At 30.8% G+C, this 17,352-nt stretch carries 14 protein-coding genes; 7 read left to right on the top strand and 7 right to left on the bottom strand.

Annotation, left to right across the window (positions count from 1 at the left end; genetic code table 11):
* Positions 1 to 7 precede the first annotated feature (7 nt).
* The 4 genes from B3L86_RS02535 to B3L86_RS02550 all read right to left on the bottom strand — a co-directional run bounded on the left by B3L86_RS02535 (position 8) and on the right by B3L86_RS02550 (position 5,085).
* A complete protein-coding gene (locus B3L86_RS02535; RefSeq protein WP_291114726.1) occupies positions 8 to 1,699 on the bottom strand; it encodes a DUF6909 family protein in 1,692 nt (563 codons plus the stop codon).
* Between the two features lie 42 nt (positions 1,700 to 1,741).
* Positions 1,742 to 2,623, bottom strand: coding sequence for a carboxypeptidase-like regulatory domain-containing protein (locus B3L86_RS02540; RefSeq protein ID WP_291114728.1), 882 nt, complete (start codon positions 2,621 to 2,623; stop codon positions 1,742 to 1,744).
* Between the two features lie 99 nt (positions 2,624 to 2,722).
* Positions 2,723 to 4,213: a GH3 auxin-responsive promoter family protein gene (locus B3L86_RS02545; protein WP_291114730.1), complete on the bottom strand. Its 1,491-nt coding sequence runs from the start codon at positions 4,211 to 4,213 to the stop codon at positions 2,723 to 2,725.
* 2 nt (positions 4,214 to 4,215) lie between these two features.
* Entirely contained in the window at positions 4,216 to 5,085 is an 870-nt protein-coding gene (locus B3L86_RS02550; RefSeq protein WP_291114732.1) for a M23 family metallopeptidase, read from the bottom strand.
* Positions 5,086 to 5,255: 170 nt separating this feature from the next.
* On the opposite strand from B3L86_RS02550, the gene tatA reads away from it, so the two are divergent.
* A complete protein-coding gene (gene tatA / locus B3L86_RS02555) occupies positions 5,256 to 5,453 on the top strand; it encodes a twin-arginine translocase TatA/TatE family subunit (protein WP_291114734.1) in 198 nt (65 codons plus the stop codon).
* A 400-nt stretch (positions 5,454 to 5,853) separates the two neighbouring features.
* On the opposite strand, the gene B3L86_RS02560 is transcribed toward tatA, so the two are convergent.
* Together B3L86_RS02560 and B3L86_RS02565 are read right to left on the bottom strand one after the other, a co-directional pair.
* Positions 5,854 to 7,977: a Tex family protein gene (locus tag B3L86_RS02560; protein ID WP_291114736.1), complete on the bottom strand. Its 2,124-nt coding sequence runs from the start codon at positions 7,975 to 7,977 to the stop codon at positions 5,854 to 5,856.
* The gene (locus B3L86_RS02565) at positions 7,977 to 9,113 is read right to left on the bottom strand and encodes an ATP-binding protein (RefSeq protein ID WP_291114738.1); all 1,137 of its coding nucleotides are present in this window, start codon (positions 9,111 to 9,113) and stop codon (positions 7,977 to 7,979) included. The genes B3L86_RS02560 and B3L86_RS02565 overlap by 1 nt, the downstream gene beginning before the upstream one ends.
* Positions 9,114 to 9,347: 234 nt before the next feature.
* Between B3L86_RS02565 and B3L86_RS02570 the strand changes: the two genes are divergently transcribed.
* The 6 genes from B3L86_RS02570 (at position 9,348) to B3L86_RS02595 (ending at position 16,347) form a co-directional block, all read left to right on the top strand.
* Positions 9,348 to 9,506 (top strand): hypothetical protein, encoded by a 159-nt coding sequence (locus B3L86_RS02570; RefSeq protein WP_291114739.1) that lies wholly within the window; start codon positions 9,348 to 9,350, stop codon positions 9,504 to 9,506.
* Positions 9,507 to 9,554: 48 nt separating this feature from the next.
* A complete protein-coding gene (locus B3L86_RS02575; RefSeq protein WP_291114741.1) occupies positions 9,555 to 11,546 on the top strand; it encodes a tetratricopeptide repeat-containing sensor histidine kinase in 1,992 nt (663 codons plus the stop codon).
* 50 nt (positions 11,547 to 11,596) lie between these two features.
* On the top strand, positions 11,597 to 12,256 hold the full coding sequence (locus B3L86_RS02580; protein ID WP_291114743.1) for a response regulator: 660 nt from the start codon (positions 11,597 to 11,599) through the stop codon (positions 12,254 to 12,256).
* Positions 12,257 to 12,541: 285 nt separating this feature from the next.
* Positions 12,542 to 12,799 carry a hypothetical protein gene (locus B3L86_RS02585; RefSeq protein ID WP_291114745.1) on the top strand — a complete coding sequence of 86 codons (258 nt, stop codon included), beginning with the start codon at positions 12,542 to 12,544 and terminating at the stop codon, positions 12,797 to 12,799.
* A gap of 66 nt (positions 12,800 to 12,865) precedes the next feature.
* Positions 12,866 to 13,711, top strand: a complete 846-nt coding sequence (locus tag B3L86_RS02590) for a GLPGLI family protein (RefSeq protein ID WP_291114747.1) — start codon at positions 12,866 to 12,868, stop codon at positions 13,709 to 13,711.
* Complete coding sequence (locus tag B3L86_RS02595) at positions 13,711 to 16,347, top strand: carboxypeptidase-like regulatory domain-containing protein (protein WP_291114749.1); 2,637 nt, start codon at positions 13,711 to 13,713, stop codon at positions 16,345 to 16,347. The genes B3L86_RS02590 and B3L86_RS02595 overlap by 1 nt, the downstream gene beginning before the upstream one ends.
* Positions 16,348 to 16,379: 32 nt before the next feature.
* On the opposite strand, the gene B3L86_RS02600 is transcribed toward B3L86_RS02595, so the two are convergent.
* The gene (locus B3L86_RS02600) at positions 16,380 to 17,285 is read right to left on the bottom strand and encodes a cation diffusion facilitator family transporter (protein WP_291114751.1); all 906 of its coding nucleotides are present in this window, start codon (positions 17,283 to 17,285) and stop codon (positions 16,380 to 16,382) included.
* Between the last annotated feature and the right edge of the window lie 67 nt (positions 17,286 to 17,352).

Below are 17,352 nucleotides of genomic sequence, written 5' to 3' on the forward strand. Positions count from 1 at the left end.
TAAAATTTTATTTTATATTAAAAATTTGCTCTAGTATTTTAATGGTAATCAAATAGGTTGGTTTTACACCTGTAGTCCCCAAACCTCCTGAAGCTAATGTACTTCCTGTTTCTAACGGATTATCAGATGCATAATAAGCATAACGAACTTTTACGTCAGGATGTATACTCTTTCTGATTTTTGATGCAGATTGAATTGCTTTTTGATAATAAGCTCCTTCCATCTCTAATCCAATAACGCCCCAAGTGGAATCATGAAAGAACTTTAATAAATCTTTGTTTTGTAAAGACGTTCCCAAAACCGTAACCATTGGTCCGGCACAAACCGGAATACCATTACCTTCAAACATTTCTTTAGTTAACTCGTTTTTAAACGGATAATTATCGGCTGTTCCTTCGTTAATATGAGCATTCGGAATCATGATATCACCTTTTCCTCCTTCTAAAATTCCTGCTTTTCCCATAATGGAAACCGATTCTACATTCAATAAAATCTTGTCTTTTCCGGATTTAAAAGGTTTTAACAGCTCGTCAATGGTTTCATAAGCTTGCTCTCCAAAAGCATAATCCATAACAATCAGCACAGGCTTCTCTTCTTTGAATGTTGCTTTGGCAAAATCTGACTTTGAAAAATCAACTTTTGAAGAATCAAAAATCTGAACATCTATATTTGTTCCTGACTGATCCGGTAATGAAATCATGCCATTTTGTAAAGCAATATTTTCTACTTTTCCTCTCAAATCATCAGCTCCTGATTTGCTCAAATCTTCATAAATGGCATAGGTATCTGCTCCTTTATATTTTGAACCGATTGCTTGTTTAGAAAAAATGGAATTCATGACACTGTGCATGTTGGCACTAATGATATGAATCGGTCTGTTGATTAGATTTTTTTTCAACAAAACCTCTTTGATGTTTGTGGCCCAAATTTCACCATGAATGTGGTGACCCAATCGCTCTCTTAAAATTGGGCTGAATGTTATGGTTCGTTTGTTGTTTTGAATAACTTCTTCAATGGCTAATTTTCCCAACCAATATATAATGTGAAGCAATCTGTCTGGTTTTTCTTTGGTACCAAAATCTTCGTAGATGGCTAAGACTTCAGAAAATGGTCTTCCTAAAATATTGGAAGCATGAGAAATTGCTTTCTCTTTATCCATTAAAGAAAGTTTTTTATTTTGTAGTACAACTTGTTCCAATTTTTCCCAATCACGGGTTACTTCAAAATTATTTTCATCCAATAAAACCCGGTCTTTAATTTTATGTGATTCAATAAAAATAAAGGTCAAGTGGGTTAAAATATCATAGATGTCAGAACGTCCTCTTGTAATTTCAACGTTCATTTGTTCTTCATCTATTCGATAACAATTTCTTCTTCTTTTTGGTGGAACTATTGCTTGAAAATGTGATTTAGAATAGCCTTCATCCGAAGTCAAATTGATAAAACGACATTCTTCAATACCAACGGGAAGTCTTTCAATTACATATAATAATCCGTTTAATTCTACTTTTTCTTCTGCAATGGTTCCATAAATTTCCGGCCTTAATAATAACAACGCTTCTCTGAGTGTATCACCCGAAACTCCCATAGGTTTATAAAACCCACGGTTAAACAAATGTCTCATGGTAATATAAAGACGTTCAATTGCCGCAGATGACTCTTGGGCTCGTGAACGGGATATGTTTTTAATTTCTTTCATTTATATCTATTTTCTAACCCACAAAGGTAGTTTTTTTTATTTTTAATTGGTTAATGTAAGGTTAATAGCTGGTGTCATCACTTTATTGTCCCAAGGCTTGTCTTTTTTTGATGCATAAATTTTATTCCTTACCCATTTACCTCCGTAATATCGAAAAGAATTTTTTGTTTCAGAATAATTAATTACCAATGACGGTGCATAATTAATTTGTTCATTTTTGTTCTTTGATTTACCTGATTTGTATTCAAAAACGTATTTGTTTTCATCAATTATGAGCCACTCTAAACCGATAACAATTCCTTTCTCAGAAAATTTTATGTTGTTTTTAGAAACATCAATTTTGTTGTTTCTCATCCCTTTTTTTACAGATACAATTAACTCTTCATACAATAAATCATTTGAAGGTATTGAATCATTCATCTCATAAATCCGAATTTTTAATTTTGCGTCTTTTATTTCACTATTACTATAAAAACTAATACTTTTGATATAGGGCGTTTCGTTGTATTTTTCTTGAAAAGGAAATAATTTACCATAAATCCAAGGTTTATCTCCTGATAGTTGTGTGTGGTGTATTTTTTTTGCGTCTCCTATTTCTAACTCCTTTGTTTTTTTGAGATTTTCAACTACAACTTCTTCTAATTGATAGATTTTAGGATTTAGTAAAACACTTTTTGCTTTTAATGAAGAAATTATTTTTGTTTCATACCCCAAAGCAGAAAAAACAATATTTTTATTCTCGTTTAAAACCAAATCAAAAAAACCTTTTTCATTAGAAGTTGTTCCAATGTTTTCATTTTCCACCCAAATATTAACATATGGAATGGGTTTTCCGGTTAAACTGTCTTTCACTACACCGGAAATTTGAGCGGTGAGGTTTGAAATGATGAATAATAAAAAAAATAGTTGTTTAAATTTGAACATTTTTTTGCTTTTATTTTTTTGCAGGAGATTCTTATTTCGACTTCGTCATCTTGCAGAATGACAAAAAGTAATTCGACTTGCAACCCGAACCCCGCAATTTTATAACTTTTTAACTAATTTATCTGCTATGATTCTATCATTACTCAATCGCGGTAACTTGTTTTGACCTCCCAATTTTCCAATGGATTTCATATAATTATTGAACCCTTCTTTTTTAACCGGAGTTATCACAACTGTTCTTAAGATTTTGCCCGAGATTAAGTCGTCATAATACACATTTAATTTTCGCATGGCTGCATCAATTTTTAAGGCGAATGCATCCATATCTTGTGGTGGGTTTTCAAATTCTATAAACCATTCGTGGTAAGGTAATCCGTTTTCAGGATTAATTTGAGGAGCCACCGTAAATTCATTAACGCTGGCAGTTGTTCCTTCTAAAGCTTCTTTTAAAGCTTGCTCTACTTCACTCCCGATAACATGCTCACCAAAAGCCGAAATAAAATGTTTGATTCTACCGGAAACAATCACACGATGTGGTTTGAGTGAAGTAAACTGAACAGTATCGCCAATATTATATCCCCAAAGTCCGGCATTAGTAGAAATAATCAAAGCATAATTCACCCCTAATTCCACTTCGCCAATAGTATATCGTTTCGGATTTTCGGTAAAGAATTCATCCGCTTTAATAAATTCATAAAAAATGCCGTGGTTCAATAACAATAACATTCCTTTTTCCTTTTGCGAATCTTGGTAAGCAAAAAATCCTTCCGAAGCCGGAAACAATTCAATGGAATCTATTTTTTTTCCAATTAAGCTTTCAAATCGAGCTCTGTAAGGTTCAAAATTGACACCTCCATAAACATATAAACTGAAATTCTTAAAAATTTCTCCCACTTTCTTATTTCCTTTTTTTTCAAGTTTCTCAAAATACATCTGAACCCATGAAGGAATACCTGAAATCAAAGTCATGTTTTCCTTAAAGGTTTCTTCAACAATAGCATTTACTTTGGTTTCCCAATCTTCAATACAATTGGTTTCCCATGAAGGCATTCTGTTTTTTGAAAGGTATTTTGGAACATAATGGGCAACAATACCTGAAAGACGTCCTAATTTAATTCCATTTTTTTCTTCTAAAACAGGACTCCCTTGCAAGAATATCATTTTTCCCTTAACAAAATCAGCATTCCCGGTTTCATGAATATAACTTAACAAAGCATTTCTAGCCGATTGAACATGAAACGGAATAGACTCTCTGGTTAACGGAATATATTTTGCTCCTGAAGTCGTGCCTGATGTTTTGGCAAAATACACCGGTTTCCCTTTCCAAAGTATGTCTTTTTTACCTTCAATAACCAAATCAACATAGGGTTTTAAGGCTTCATAATCTCTAACAGGCACAAAGTTGGTAAAATCTGAAAACGTTTTTATTTTAGAAAAAGAATGATCACTGCCAAACTTTGTCTTTGCTGCAGCTTTAAGTAAGTTTCGAAAAACTTTTTGCTGTGTTGCAACCGGATTGGAAGTCCACTTGAGTGTGTCTTTATGTATTTTTTTTGCTAAGAGTTTAGCGGCTAATATTTTTATTCGCATAATTATTCAAAATCAATAAATTGTGATGGATCTATTGGAAAACCATCTTTCCATAATTCAAAATGCAAATGAATTCCTGTTGATTCTTTTCCGGTTGATCCTGCTAAGGCAATAACTTCACCAGTTCTCACAACGTTTCCTTGAGCTTTTGTCAAAGTTGCGGCATGTTTATAAACAGATAAAATTCCGTCACGATGATTTATAATAATTACATTTCCTGTTGAAGGTGTCCACTCCGAAAAAATCACAGTTCCATTTGCCACAGCTTTTATTGGTGTGTCTCTTGCGAGGGCAATATCAATGGCAAAATGATTGTTTTTAACATTGTATTTTTCTGTCACATGTCCTTTTGCCGGAGGAAATAAAACCAAACTCATGTTGGATTGTGCTTTTTCAAAAAGATTATATTTATCTTCCTGAGCTACTTGCTCTCGTAACTTAATTTCCTCTTTTGAAGCATTCAATTGATATTTAGAGGCATCTTGAACTTCGGCATTTAAAACAGAATCTTTATTAAACTTGGCATATTCTAAATCACCGGTCAATATTTTTCTGATGGATTGAATATAAGCTTCATTCTTTTTTACTTCAATTTCCAGAGAATCCGATTTTACAGACAACAATGTGGCTTCTTTTTTCAATTTTCCGGAAGTATACCCGGGAATATATTCCCTTAATGGAGTAAAAGCAATGATATAGGTGGTTATTGCAATTAAAAGAATTGAGGATATGGTCAAGACCACAAAAACATTCATCAGGTTTAATTTCAATGAAAAAATTTCTTCAAACGTGTCTTCGTTTAAAATAACCAACCTTCTTTTGTTAAAAAGTCTGTTTTTTAATTTTTGTCTTTTTAGTCTTTTACCAGACATGTTTTTATTTTAATATACAAATATAATAATTATACCTTCTTTAAAAAGTGTCGTATTTGTTGTTTAATGCAAATATAATTCACTTTAACTTGGTTTTTAGTTAAGAATTACTAATAATATAGACAACTACACTAATTTATTTTTACCTTTGTGTTCTTAATTTAGATATTATGAATGCATTAGCAATATTTTTAGGTTTTATTGGAGTTCCGCAAGTTATTTTGATTGTGGTGGTTTTGCTTCTTCTTTTTGGAGGTAAAAAAATTCCGGAATTGATGAAAGGTTTAGGAAGTGGTATCAAGGAATTTAAAAATGCCGCAAAAGAAGACCAGCCTGCTGACAAAAAAGAAGACGATAAAAAGGAATAACTTTTAAAAAGTTCCTATAATTTATTATTCCAAATTCCATGAAAACAGTCATTCGGATTTGGAATTTTTAGTATAAAAGAAAAGCCTCCGAAAATTAATTTCCGGAGGCTTAAAAGAAAATATATGTAGGTTGTTATTTTAAGTCTTAGGTTTTTCTAACCCTTAAACCTTTTACTTAAAAATTAACTGTTTATTATAATACAATAAAAATGCCTAAATAATAGTAAACCTGCCAGTTTCTCTATAAACCATTATTTTTTAGTTTTAATTTATTGAAATTCAGTGATTTAATTTTAAATGAAATTCCTTTTTTAAGATTCAAAAATGAAATTCTATTTATAAAAAAAGTGTATAAACTGAGTAATTTTATGTGTAAGCTGTATATTTTTTATACAATTTTTTAAATTACCATCGTCAACTGAATCCTTTTTCTCACTTCATCTACCTCAACCACTTTTACTTGCACATGCTGATGCAATTTCACTACTTCATTCACATCCGAAACAAAACCGGCTTTGAGTTGCGAAATGTGAACTAATCCACTTTCTTTTAATCCAATATCCACAAAACAACCAAAAGCAGTGATGTTATTGACAATTCCGGGCAAAATCATACCGGTTCGCAAATCGGACATTTTTTTGACATTCGGGTCAAATTCGAATACTTTTGCCGATTTTCTTGGGTCTAATCCGGGCTTTTCGAGTTCTTTTAAAATGTCTTTTATTCCTAAAATTCCAATGGTTTGGTTTGTATAATTTTCGGGCTTGATTAAGGCTATTTTTTCTTTATTTCCGATTAACTCGGATAACGAAATTTTTAAGTCTTTCGTCATTTTTTCTACAATTGCATACGCTTCCGGATGTACTGCCGAATTGTCCAACGGATTTTTTCCGTTTTGAATACGGATAAATGCTGCTGCTTGTTGATAGGCTTTTTCACCCAATCGTGGCACTTTCTTCAATTGCTTTCGATCTTCAAACGGACCATTTTCTGAACGAAAAGCCACAATGTTTTCAGCCATTTTTTCGCCAATTCCCGATACGTAACTCAATAATGATTTACTGGCGGTATTCAAATTTACACCAACCGAATTCACACAACGAACGACAACTGTGTCTAATTCTTCCTTTAATTTCGTTTGATCTACATCGTGTTGGTATTGACCCACTCCGATGGATTTGGCATCAATTTTTACCAATTCTGCTAACGGATCTGAAAGTCTTCTTCCAATAGAAACGGAACCTCGAACGGTGACATCATAATTTGGAAATTCATCTCGTGCTATTTTTGATGCAGAATAAACGGATGCTCCCGCTTCAGAAACTACAAAAACTTGAATTGGTTTATCGAAAGCAATTTTTTTGATGAAAAACTCGGTTTCGCGACTGGCTGTTCCGTTTCCGATTGAAATGGCTTCAATGTTGTAAGCATTCACCATCGAACGAATTTTCTTCATTGCCATCGCATTTTCATTTTGTGGCGGATGCGGATAAATGGTTTCATTGTATAACAAATCGCCTTTTTCATCCAAACATACCACTTTACAACCTGAACGATAACCCGGGTCTATAGCCAAAATTCGCTTTTCACCCAAAGGAGGAGCAAGCAACAACTGACTTAAATTTTGAGCAAAAACATCAATGGCTTTCGCATCTGCTTTGGTTTTAAATTCTTGTAGCGTTTCGTTGGAAATGGCGGGTTCTAACAACCTTTTATAACTGTCTTTTATGGCTAATTTCAGTTGATGTGATGTTTCCTTGTTGTTTTTAATGGTATTATTTTCGATGAATTCCAATGCTTCTTCGGGCTCGATTTCGATATTCATTTTTACAAAACCTTCGGCTTCTGCACGCAACATGGCCAATAATCGATGCGATGGTGTTTTTGAAAGTGGTTCTGCCCATTCAAAATACTGATTAAATTTTTGAGCATTTTCATCGTCTTTTTTTGATTTAACCACTTTCGTTGAAACAATTGCTTTTCGTTGAAATAAACGTCTCAAATTTTTTCGAATAAACATGTTTTCATTAATCCATTCGGCGATTATATCTCTTGCTCCTTGTAATGCTTCTTCTTCATTGGCTACTTTATCATTCAAATAGTTGGAAGCAATGAATTCAATATCATCGCTGTTTTGAACCATGATGATTTTAGCTAACGGTTCCAATCCTTTTTCACGAGCCACGTCGGCTTTGGTTTTTTTCTTCTTTTTGTAGGGTAAGTAGAAATCTTCAATTTCTTGTAAATCGAAAGAATTTTCAATTTTCAACTTTAATTCCGGAGAAAGTTGACCTTGCTCGTCAATCGATTTTAAAATGGATTCTTTTCGCTTAACGATTTCTTCAAATTGCTTGTTGAGTTTAAAAATCTGCTCGATTTGAACTTCATCCAAATTGCCGGTTTGATCTTTTCGGTAACGGGAAATAAAAGGAATGGTGCAGTCTTCGTTGAGTAAATTTATCGTGTTTTCGATTCCTTTTAAGGGAATATTAAGTTGGTTTTGTATGAATTGTATGTTGATCATTAGGTAATAAATTCTAAATAATTTTGTTTGTTAATTACTTCAAAGGATGCTTCCGGATAGGCTTTTGCAAAAGCAATTGGAATTTTAGCCTTCCTATTTTCATTCCATTTGAATTCAAAAGCATTGATACTATCTGCTTCGGTTTCTAACCAATCTAATTCTTGTTGGTCATAGGTTCGCCAGAAATAATTATGTTTTGACATTTTTTGATAGGCTTGTTTTTTCATCCGTTCAGAGGCGAGATAATTTTCCCATAAATCGCCAACATCTGTTCGGTTATTCAACGTAGTAAAATTATTAATAATGGCATTTCTGATACCATTATCGTAAAAATACCAACGGCTTGATTTGGTGATTTCTTTGCGAAGATTTCTTGAAAAACCCTCAACTTTGAACAAAATAAACACTTTAGACAACAAATCTAAATAACGTTCTACTGTGTTTTTAGACATTTGCAATTGATTTCCTAACTCTTGCAACGAAACTTCTTTACCGATTTGAAAAGCAATCAATCGCAACAAATCATAAATTTTATCTGCGTTTTTAATGCCATCAAAAACCAAAATATCTTTTAACAAATAAGCATTCACTATTTCTTTTAAATAGTCTTTTTTTTCATCCCACGATTCATAATGAGTCAACTCAGGATAGCCGCCATAAAGTAAACGGGTTTCAAGATTTTCGGTAGTTTGTTTATAATTTTCAAATTGTAAAAACTCAGATTGTGCCAACGGAAATAAGTACAATGTGCTTTTCCTTCCTACCAATGGTTCGCCTAATTTATTGGATAAATCAAACATTGACGAACCGGTTGCAATGACTTTTATTCCATCTATGGTATCTACTATGAATTTCAAAATCAGACCAATATCTGTAATATTCTGAGCTTCATCAATAACCAAAAGGGAAATATTTTGCAACAATTTTGAATAGTTAGCCAAACTTCTCTCTTCTAACAAACGAGCATCGTTTACGTCTTCACCATTTAGTTGAAGTACTTTTTCATCTGCATTTTCCAAATATTTTTTTATCAGTTGTGTTTTGCCTACGCGTCTGGCTCCCAATAAAATTAATACTTTATTCGGTTTTAATTTGGATTGAAAATCAGCTAACACAGCTCTATTATAATAATTCATTTTGAAAATTGAATTAGCATTTAAAGAACAAAGATAGTAAAAAAATGTAAATTCCGTCAGTTGATTGACGGAATTTAGCTAAATTGAGTCAGTTGGTTGACGGAATTTACAAAAAACACATTATTTTAAAACAATAAAAAACAGAAAGACTACCTCAAAAAGGCAGAAAACCTGTTAGGAAACAATTACCTGCTACCCTTACTTTTTCTCATTACTAATTAAAATTTTTTAATGATGAAAAAAGCAATTCTTTATTCCGTAGCAATTCTAAGCGTATTTTTAACTGTTTCTTGTTCAACTGATGATTATAATGAAAACGAAATTCGATTGGAAAACACAGAGGTAGATGAAAATGGAGGTATAAATACAAGTCCACCCAAAAAAAACGGATAATAATCCCTAAAAAATAATTTTTATATCTTTACGAATCATACATTAACAATGATTCGTAAAGTTTATATTGCCTTTTTGTTACTGATTTCATGCCAAAATGAAGAGTCGAAAAAAACATCAAATCATAATGAATTAGATCAACTCATTATTGATGCTAGAAATGTTAATAATAAAGAAATCGGGGAAAAGAAGCTTGAACTAGCCTATCAACTAAATAATAACTTAGCCAACGATTCTATAAAATCTCGCTTTTTCAGAAAAATTTCGTGTGAATATTATAATTATGGTCTTTGGGAAACCTACTATAATCTGACAAAAGAGAATATTGTTTTTGCAAAAAAAATCAATGATACTTTAACGCTTGGTAAATTATACTATGATTTAGGAGATTATTTTTATGAGAAAAATATAAATGATTCTTCATTTTATTATTACAACCAAGCTTTAAAAGCCATCCCTTTTCATAATAAGGAAAAAATTAGAACTCAATTTAATATTGCAAAATTATATCTAAATGAAAATCAATTAATTGAAAGCGAAGTTCAATTAATTAAAACAATATCTCAAGCAAAAGCAGAAAACAATGTTCGATTATTATATGAATGTTATAGTGTGCTTGGTGGTGTTCAAAATGGTTTAAAAAACTATACTGAAGCAATTAAAAGTTATCACATCTCAAAAAATTACTTAAATAAAATTCCCAATGACGAACTTTATCCTGTTTTAGTAAGTGAAAACTATAATAACACGGCTAATGTTTATCTTGATATGAAAGATTATTCTAAGGCAATAGAATTTTATCAAAAAGGTTTAAATTATGGAAATATCAGAAAAGAATCCCCACTTGTTTATTCTATTCTAACTGATAATTTAACTTATGCAAAATTAAAAAGTGGCACATTAAAAAGTCCGGACAAATTTTTTGAAGCTCTTCGAATTCGAGATAGTCTAGATAATAAGTTAGGTATAATTATGAGTCAGCAGCGGATTGGAGAATATTATTTGCAAGAAAAAGATAGTTCTAAAGCTTTGCAACACTTTTCGATTGCTTATGAATTGGCAAAACAAACAAGAACACACAGAGATCAACTTGCTATATTGAAACTAAAAAAGCAAGCCAATCCGGCAAAAGCTGCTAAATATCAAGAAATTTATATCAACCTAAGCGATTCTTTGCTATTAGAAGAACGCAACACCCGAAACAAATTTGCCAAAATTGAATTTGAAACCGAACAAATTGAACAAGAGAAAACTGATTTGGCAAAAAAGATGAATTTCATTTTGATTCTTTCAACACTTACTGTTTTCTTACTTGGTACGTTGTATTTTTTATACAGACAAAAGGTTAAAAATAAAGTACTTGTTTTAGAAAAAGAACAACAAAAAAGCAACGAAGAAGTATATAATTTGTTATTAACCCAACAACAACAAGTTGATCAAGTAAGAGCTTTTGAAAAAAAACGAATCGCCACAGAACTTCATGATGGTGTAATTAGTGAACTTTTTGGAATCAGATTGCATTTAGAACGGCTTATTTTTCTGGAAAAAGAAGTAGATAAAGCTAATGTAGAAAACTATCTGGGAAAACTTAATTCTCTTGAAAACGAAATTAGGCAAATTTCACATAAACTGGCCGAAGAAACAGCTTTTAGAAACGAAGGTTTTATTTTGCTTGTTGAAAATTATTTAGATGAGTTTGAAAACGACTTTGCCATTGAAACTGATTTGTTATATGATGCTTCACTTTCGTGGGAAACCCTCAGTAATGAACAAAAAATAAATTTATTTAGAATTATTCAGGAAGCACTCACCAATGTTAGAAAATATGCTAAAGCTAAAAAAGTGACTGTTTCATTTGGTTTAAACAATTCATTATTTGAATTTTCTATTGTTGATGATGGAATTGGTTTTGACGTTTCAAAAAATAAAAATGGAATTGGTTTAACAAATATGCATTTTCGATTAGAAAATCTTAATGGAAACCTACACATTACTTCTACTGAAAAAGGCACAACAATTAAAGGGAATTTTCCTATTTAATTATTGCTCAATTGAGATATTTTTGTACTTTTGATTAAATCCGTTTTCAAATGAAAATCGCATTAATAGATGATCATCCAATCATTATTGAGGGCTATAAATCTATTTTAATTTCAAAAAAAATTGAATCAGACGAGAACATCGCTGTCTTGTGTTCGCTTGCTGAGGCATATACTTTTATTAAAGAAAATGCAGAAAATCAAGTTGTGATTGATTTGTTTGTTATTGACTATAATATGCCTGAGAATATTGAAAACAACCTTTACAATGGTGAAGATTTAGCACATCAAATTCGTCTCTTCTTACCCAATGCTAAAATTGTTTTATTGACCTCTATTGCTACACCAATTTTATTGTTTGAAATTATTCAACGTTTACAACCGGAAGGATTATGGTTAAAAAGCGATATTGGTATGCTCAGTTTTTTAAATCATACTACTAGTGTTCTTTCTGGAACAACAGTTTATAGTGAATCTGTAAACAAAGCATATAGAAACGTTGCAAAATACACCTCAATTTTAGACGAAACGAATCGAAAAATTCTATTGTTGCTTAACGACGGAATTAAAACAAAAAACTTGCCTGACTATTTAAACTTATCGATTGACACGATAAATCACCGCAAATCTGACCTTAAAACACTTCTTGGTTTAGACAAATCGGATGATTTTGAACTACTAAAAAAGGCAAAAATGCTAGGATTGTTGTAATTTTTTTCAAAATTCTATTATTTATAAAAATCATAAATTGCTTTAATACAGTTGATTAACTTTTTACATGTCAATATCGTCAGAAAAACTGCCTCAAAAAGGCAGAAAAGCTGCTAGGTAGAAAAAAACGAATGATTTAAACTTGTAGAGAGTTAATTATTTTGGTAAATGTAGTCGCGAATACGTTTATTAAAACTTTAAATCAGGGCGGAACAAACTAACTAAAAAGTAACCCTAATGTTTTCGTCTTTATGACAGGTTTTCTGTAAATGGGAAAATCTTAGTATGAAAAATTTATTTTTTACCTTAGCGTTTATGCTTATTGGGACTTTTGCATTTGCAAATAGTTTAGAAATCGAAAATTATTCAAATGAAAATCAATTGAATTTATCTCAAAGCTATCTTGTTGAAGATACTAGATGTACATCTTGGACTACATTTGTTTCTTGTGGTTTTACATGGTATAGTTGTAATTCAAGTTTTGCCAGTATTGAAGAACAGTGGGAATTTGTAGAATATATTCACGGATTACATTGTAATTAATTTATTCAAAATTAAACCCAACAATAAGAAAAGTTAATGTTGGGTTTTTAACTAAACTTAGATTATATGTCAAAATATATTATAAAATACGTTTGTATTTGCTTGTTATTTAACTCATATTTTTTCTTTGCCCAAGAAATTGTGGGTGGAAATCCCAGTTTTCCGTCCGATCCATATAATGTAAAAAATATAGATGTTGCCAATCAAAACATATTCTACGAATATACTTATGTAAAAAATACCGATGAGAAATTAAAAACAAATTCAGCTTTAACAATACTCCAAGTTGGAACTAATTATTCAAAATATGTGGATTTTTATACCTTAAAACTCGATTCGTTGCGGGAAAAACACAGCAAACTAAACAGGATTGAAAAAAAAGAGATAAGTGAGCAAATGGAATATAGAAGAGAAATTGGTTTTAAAATGACGATTATAAAAAACTTTAAAAACACGGGTTTTATTGCCCAGTCTAGAATCCCAAATAATGATTACGAATTTGAAATCATGTTTCCAAAGTTACAATGGAAATTAGTGCCAGAATATAAAACTATTTTAGACTATAAAACACAGAAGGCCATAATATATTATTCTGGGAGAAACTGGATAGCTTGGTTTGCCGAGTCTATTCCAATCCATTTAGGACCATATACATTTGGTGATTTGCCTGGCTTAATACTAGAATTATACGACGAAGATAACAATCACCATTTTATTGCTATCGGAATAGACCAAAAACCACATATAATTTACAAAAGAGAAGAAAAAAAAACAATAAAAACCGCAAAGAAAGAGTTTTTTAAAACAGAAAAGAGTTTTCATGATAGACCCGACTTGTTTTTTGATATTAATGCCGTCAGAGGGGTTGATAATTTTCCTAAAATACCATATAATCCAATAGAACTTGACTAATGATGAAAATAAAATTGTTGTGTTGTTTTATTCTAATTTCTTATTTTTCGGTTTCTCAAACAATCATAAGTGGAACATTACTTAACGAAAACAATATGAGTATTACAGGTGCAAGTGTTACTATTAATAATATCGATACAGAAAACATTATTGCTTTTGGTATTTCTGATACTACTGGTAAATATGTTATTTCTTATATTAATGAAAATGAAAATGTTCAAATCAATGTCCGCTTAATAGGTTATGCTCAAATTTCTGAAACTATTAGTAATAAATCTCAAACCAAAAATTTTATTTTAAAAGAAAAGGCTTTAGAGTTAAAAGAGGTTACCGTAAAATCATCACCTATTACACAAAAAGGAGATACAATAAAATATTCCGTAAGTTCTTTTTCAAAAGAACAAGACAGAAGTATTGGCGACGTTTTGAAAAGAATGCCAGGAATTGAAGTGCTTTCTAATGGTCAAATACTATATCAAGGCAAACCCATTAACAAATATTATATCGAAGGATTAGATTTATTGGAAGGTAAATACAATTTGGCAAATGACAATTTACCTTTTAAAGAAGTAACACAAGTTCAAATTTTAGAAAATCATCAACCTATAAAAGTACTAGATAGTTTAAAATTTTCTGACCAAGCTGCTATTAATATAAAACTCAAAAATACCTTTACATTTACTGGCCAAGCGAAATTAGCTATGGGTCTTAGTCCTTTATTATGGGATGCAAATATTACACCAATGCTTTTTACAAAAAAAAAGCAAATGCTTACTACCTATCAAACCAACAATACCGGAGACAATGTGGCATTACAACTTCAAAAACTAACCATTGAAGATGTAATTAATCAAACTGAAGGCAAGTCAGTAAAATCAGATTGGTTAGCCATTCAACAATTAGCAACTCCTAACTTTTCAGAAAAAAGATGGTTAAATAATTCAACCCATTTACTATCTGCAAACTATTTACATAAACTTAAGAAAGAGTATGAATTACGTTTAAACACATCATATCTTAATGATTATCAACAACAAAATGGATATACCAACACTCAGTTTATTACACCAACTAATACGATTACGTTGTTAGAGGAAAAACATAATCAATTTTTTTTTAATTCTTTTCAAACCAATTTAACCCTTCAAAAAAATGCAGCTAAAAACTATATCAAAAACAGTTTAGAATTTCAAGGTTTTTGGGATAGTCAGAGAGGAAATATTCAGCTTAATAATGATAATTTAAAACAACAATTACAAAATGAATTTTTTAAAATTTCTAACACGCTAAATTCAATATTTCCGGTTGGAAAGCAATTGTTAACGCTAAGCTCTTACATCAGTTTTAATAAAACACCTCAATCACTAAAAGTAAATCCAGGACAATTTGAAGAAACTATAAACAACGGCAATCCATATCAAGAAATTATTCAAGAAATTGATTTGAACACATTTTATTCTAACAATTCATTTAGTTTTACTAAAGGTATAGATAGATTTTCTTTTGAACCAAAAGTTGGTCTCCAACTAGAAAATCAGCATTTAAATAGTCAAATAGTAATCTCTGAAACTACTATTTTAAACAATGTGTTTTCTAATGATTTAGAATGGATGCGATCTAAAATTTATTTTGAACTAAATACCCAATATAAAAAAAACAAATGGCGTTTAGAGCTAATAACACCTATCAATCTAAATAATTATAAAATAAATGATAAGCCATTAATGCAAAATGAAAATTTAAGCAGAACAACTTTTGAACCAAAATTATTAGTGATTTTCGACATAAATAACTTTTGGAAATTCAATACTTCAGCTGGTTTAAGTAATCAATTTGGTACAATAAACCAACTTCATTATGCTTATATTGTTCAAAATTATAGAACCATACAGCGTATTAATGCACCATTACCTCAATTAAATAGCCAATTATTTACCGCCGGTATTTACTATAGAAATCCAGTAAAATCATTGTTTTGGAACATTATGTATATAAATGCAAAAAGCGAAAACAATCTCCTTTATCAAACACAAGTTTTACCAAATGGAGCAACAGAATTGCAAGCCATAAAGCAAGATAATAGTAAAATTAGTCATACTATTTCAAGTAGAATAAGCAAGTATTTTAGTGATATAAAAACAAGTATTAGTTTTAATACTAGTTACAGATTGCAAAACTTTGAACAAATTTTAAATAATAATTTAACAAACATAACAAATGAAAACTTGAATATTGGTAACAAAATCGAAACAGATATTACCAATTGGTTTGCTTTTGAATATCAAGCAAATTGGGTGTTTTCAAAAAGTAAAATTCAAAACCAATATAATCCTACGGTAACACAACAGAATCATTTGTTTAACTTTACTATTCTTCCAAAAGAAAATCAATTGTTATCAATAAAATCGGAATATATTAACAATGATCTATTTTCAGAACGATCAGAAAATTTATTTACAGACATCATCTATCGATATACCATCAAAAAAAGAAAAATTGATTTAGAATTCCAACTCAATAATTTATTCAATACCAATCGTTTTAGAACTATTAACATCAACGATTTTAGTTATGTAGAAACTAATTTTGATTTAAGACCTAGACAAATTATTTTTAAAATAAGATTCTCTCTTTAAAATATAGATTGAACTAAATCTAGCAAAACTTCTTAATCCTGCACAATAAAATCCTTCGGGTCCACTTTTTGAAATTCAGGTTGAATATTCACGTGGTTAATGTCGAATTTTTCATAAAGTACTTCTTCAATTTCGTGTAATAAATCGTTGAACTCACTCATTTTTATGTCTGCTGCACAATCTAAATGGGCTTCTAAATGCAGTTCTTCTTCATTCAAATGCCACACATGAATGTGATGTAATTTTCCAACTCCTTTGATTTGATGTACTTCTCTAACAATTTCTTTAATGTCAATTGTGTCTGGAGTGAAAAGCATCAACATTTTTGTAGATTTTATAAATAAATCTGTTCCAACAATGATTAAGTATACAGCAATCAGTAAAGTCATTACACTATCCACCCAATAAATTTGATAGAATTTCATCAACAAACCACCAGTTAAAACTGCTACAGATGCCATCATATCGGTAAACAAATGCAAATAAGCCGACTTCATATTCAAATTATGAGCAGCATCTTTACGAAGTAATAAAACTGAAAATCCGTTTACTAGAATTCCTAAAAGTGCCAACCAAATCACTAAAGTTGATTCAATGGGTTCAGGTTTAATTAATCTGAAAATGGCATGATAAATTAAAATAAACGCCACAATAATTAAAGTTGCAGCATTGATAAACGCAGCAATTAATTCGGCTCGTTTATAGCCAAATGTATGACTTACAGAGGCTTTTCGTCGAGATAATTTGTGAGCCACTAAACTGAAAATGAGCGACAACACGTCCGAAAAATTGTGCAACGCATCCGAAATTAAAGCCAAACTACCCGAAATAATGCCACCAATCACTTGAGCAATTGTAATCAACGTATTGAGTAAAATGGATAAAATCAGATTTTTTCCGGTTACGTTGTGCTTGTGGATTTTTGGGTTGGTGGACATTTGGGCTTTTATTTTTAACCATTAAGGAAATGAGGTTCATTAAGTTTTATTTCTTAATGTCGCTTAA

This window comes from Flavobacterium sp. UBA6135 (assembly GCF_002428305.1).
Classification (GTDB): Bacteria; Bacteroidota; Bacteroidia; order Flavobacteriales; family Flavobacteriaceae; genus Flavobacterium.